Genomic DNA, 3,694 nt, shown 5'->3' on the forward strand with positions numbered 1-3,694 from the left:
TTTGATAACTATCGCGCGTTGCTCAAGCTAACGCTATTGTGATTATCCCAAATTGCTGTAATTTCTGACAGTAAAGGATTTTCACGGCTTTGTTGCTGTTGCTAGTGCGATTGAAATGCAGTCACGCTACGTGATGAAGCGTTCGCAAAGCGTGGCCTACGGCCTCAGCTTCCGCGCTTATGCGATCGCGCCGACTCCAAAATTGCTGGAATTTTCGATAACTATCGCGCATTGTGATTGCTAGTGCGATTGAAATGCAGTCACGCTACGCGATGAAGCGTTCGCAAAGCGTGGCCAAAGGCCTCAGCTTCCGCGCTTATGCGATCGCGATCATCCCAAATTGTTAAAATTCACGATAGCAAACTAATTGGGCTAAAGCCTTAACTAGCGCTATAGTTATCCACAGCTTAAGCTTGCCAATGTGAATGATAGCGCGATCAACACGGCTGAAGGCGTATGCACGATCATCAAAAATTGCTGAAATTTCCGACAGTCAACGAATTGGACTGAAAAAGTCCGAATTCACCTCATGTTATTAACTTATGCTTATTGATAATTGCCCAGTCTTTAAAACTGATCATGCCTCAAAATTTAGGACATAGTTGAGGGAAAAATAATTTCATTAAGGCAATCTATTAATCTGATACTTAGATATTAACTTAGATTGCTTAAAAAGTGGCTTAAAAAGCCTACTTTGCCAGAGCCAACCCGTTACCAATGAAGCTAAACAGCTATAAATATTAAAACTTAGCAAAAAAGTTAATCCTAAATTTGCACCTAATACTAGGGTGAGAGATATTATTTCGATAATATATTGTTTATTAAACCTATTTTTACGCAGTTTGTAAAATACAAATCCAATCACAGCTAAGGCTACAGCTATAGTGGGAGTAATTACCAAACCCCTAGCTATAGCTACAGGTATGGCAATAGAAAGACTTAGTATACCAGCAATTCCTAAATAGAATGGTCTATTACTCTTAAGAATACAGCGACGAAACAATGGATTACATCCTTCTTCAATTTGAATTCCTGGAAAAGGATGTTTTTCAATTCGACAGCGACGGAGAGTAGGATTACTGTTATTATTAATTTGCAATCCTAGACTCGTATTACCATAGATGTCGCAGTATTCTAGGGTTCCTAATCCATTGTCTTTAATCCAAATTCCGTTTCCTTTACCATCATAAATACGACAGCGACGGATAGTGGGATTGCTAGCTTCAGAGATAACCACTCCTGAATAAGTATTACCATAGATGTCGCAGTCTTCTAGGGTTCCTAATCCGTTGTCTATAATCAAAATTCCGAAACTTTTACCATCATAAATACGACAGTTACGGAGCGTGGGATTGCTACCTTTAGATATCTCCACTCCTCGATAAGTATTGCCATAGATGTCACAGTCTTCTAGGGTTCCTAATCCATTGTCTATAATCAAAATTCCGGTTTGTTTACCATCATAAAGACGGCAGGTACGGAGCATGGGATTGCTACCTTTATCGATCTGCACTCCTGAATAAGTATTGCCATAGATGTCGCAGTCTTCTATCGTTCCTAATCCATTGTCTGTAATCCAAACTCCGCTTTGTTTACAATCATAAATACGACAGCTACGAATCGTGGTATTGCTACCTTTCGATATTTGCACTCCTCGATAAGTATTACCATAGATATCGCAGTCTTCTATCGTTCCTAATCCATTGTTTGTAATCCAAATTCCGTCTTTTTTACCATCATGAATACGACAGCGACGGATAGTGGGATTGCTACCTGTAGTGATCCCCACTTCGTCATAATAATTACCATAAATGTCGCAGTCTTCCAGGGTTCCTAATCCGTTGTCTATAATCAAAATTCCGAAACTTTTACCATCATAAATACGACAGTTACGGAGCGTGGGATTGCTACCTGTATCGGTGAACACTCCTGGATCAGTATTGCCATAGATATCGCAGTCTTCTAGGGTTCCTAATCCATTGTCTTGAATCAAAATTCCGATTTGTTTACCATCATAAATACGACAGCTACGGATAGTAGGATTGCTACCTGTAGTGATCTGCACTCCTGGAGCAGTATTGCCATAGATGTCGCAGTCTTCTAGGGTTCCTAATCCGTTGTCTTGAATCAAAATTCCGATTTGTTTACCATCATAAATACGACAGTTACGGACCATGGGATTGCTACCTGTACCAATACACACTCCTGGAGCAGTATTGCCATAGATGTCGCAGTCTTCTAGGGTTCCTAATCCATTGTCTTGAATCCAAATTCCGGTTTGTTTACCATCATAAATACGACAGTGCCGGACCGTGGGATTGCTACCTGTACCAATACACACTCCTGGAGCAGTATTGCCATAGATGTCGCAGTCTTCTAGGGTTCCTAATCCATTGTCTGTAATCCAAATTCCGGTTTGTTTACCATCATAAATACGACAGTTACGGACCATGGGATTGCCACCTGTATCAATAAACACTCCTGGATAAGTATTGCCATAGATGTCGCAGTCTTCTAGGGTTCCTAATCCATTGTCTTGAATCCAAATTCCGGTTTGTTTACCATCATAAATACGACAGTGACGGATAGTGGGATTGCTACCTGTAGTGATCTGCACTCCTGGATCAGTATTGCCATAGATATCGCAGTCTTCTAGGGTTCCTAATCCATTGTCTTTAATCCAAATTCCGTATCCTTTACCATCATAAATACGACAGTTACGGAGCGTGGGATTGCTACCTGTAGTGATCTGCACTCCTGGATCAGTATTGCCATAGATATCGCAGTCTTCTAGGGTTCCTAATCCATTGTCTGTAATCCAAATTCCGAAACTTTTACTATCATAAATACGACAGCTACGGATAATGGGATTGCTACCTGTAGTGATCCCCACTCCTAGACTAGTATTGCCATAGATATCGCAGTCTTCTAGGGTTCCTAATCCATTGTCTGTAATCCAAATTCCGAAACTTTTACCATCATAAATACGACAGTTACGGATAATGGGATTGCTACCTGTATCAATAGACACTCCTGGATAAGTATTGCCATAGATGTCGCAGTCTTCTAGGGTTCCTAATCCATTGTCTGTAATCCAAATTCCGGTTCCTTTACCATCATAAATACGACAGTTACGGAGCATGGGATTGCTACCTGTAGTGATCTGCACTCCTAGATAAGTATTGCCATAGATGTCGCAGTCTTCTATTACTCCTTGACCATTATCTTGAATCTGAATCCCGTTACCTTGCCCATCATGAATACAGCAGCGACGAATAATGGGATTTGCTTTAGAATCACAAATAACTATACCACAGTCATAGGCGGTCAGATCACAATCTTCAAGAATTAACTGTCCCTTGGGGACACACACACCTACACTGCATTCTCGCAAAGTTAAGCCTCGCACTATTGCATAGTCTGTTTGCATCAGAATGCAGTTCAGATTAGTGCCCTCAATAACAATATCGGAGACTTTCCCATCTCCTAAAATTTCTAGAGATTTATCAATAACAATACTTTCTCTATAAATCCCTGGCTTTACTAAAATTCTGGTTTCAGGTTGGGCATTTTTAATCGCCTCGCCAATTGTTGTGTAGTCAGCCCTATCCGATTTAGCAACAACTACGGTTTTATTTGAATTAAAATTACTTGTCACAGTCTAAAAGTATTTTCGGTAAAACGACAAAAAATA

At 40.3% G+C, this 3,694-nt stretch carries 1 protein-coding gene; it reads right to left on the reverse strand.

Features of this window, described 5'->3' with window-relative positions; all coding sequences use genetic code 11:
• Positions 1–622 precede the first annotated feature (622 nt).
• Complete coding sequence (locus F6K38_RS37205; RefSeq protein WP_287360032.1) at positions 623–3,658, reverse strand: right-handed parallel beta-helix repeat-containing protein; 3,036 nt, start codon at positions 3,656–3,658, stop codon at positions 623–625.
• Positions 3,659–3,694: the final 36 nt, after the last annotated feature.

It is taken from the genome of Moorena sp. SIO3B2, assembly GCF_010692525.1.
Classification (GTDB): Bacteria; Cyanobacteriota; Cyanobacteriia; order Cyanobacteriales; family Coleofasciculaceae; genus Moorena; species Moorena producens.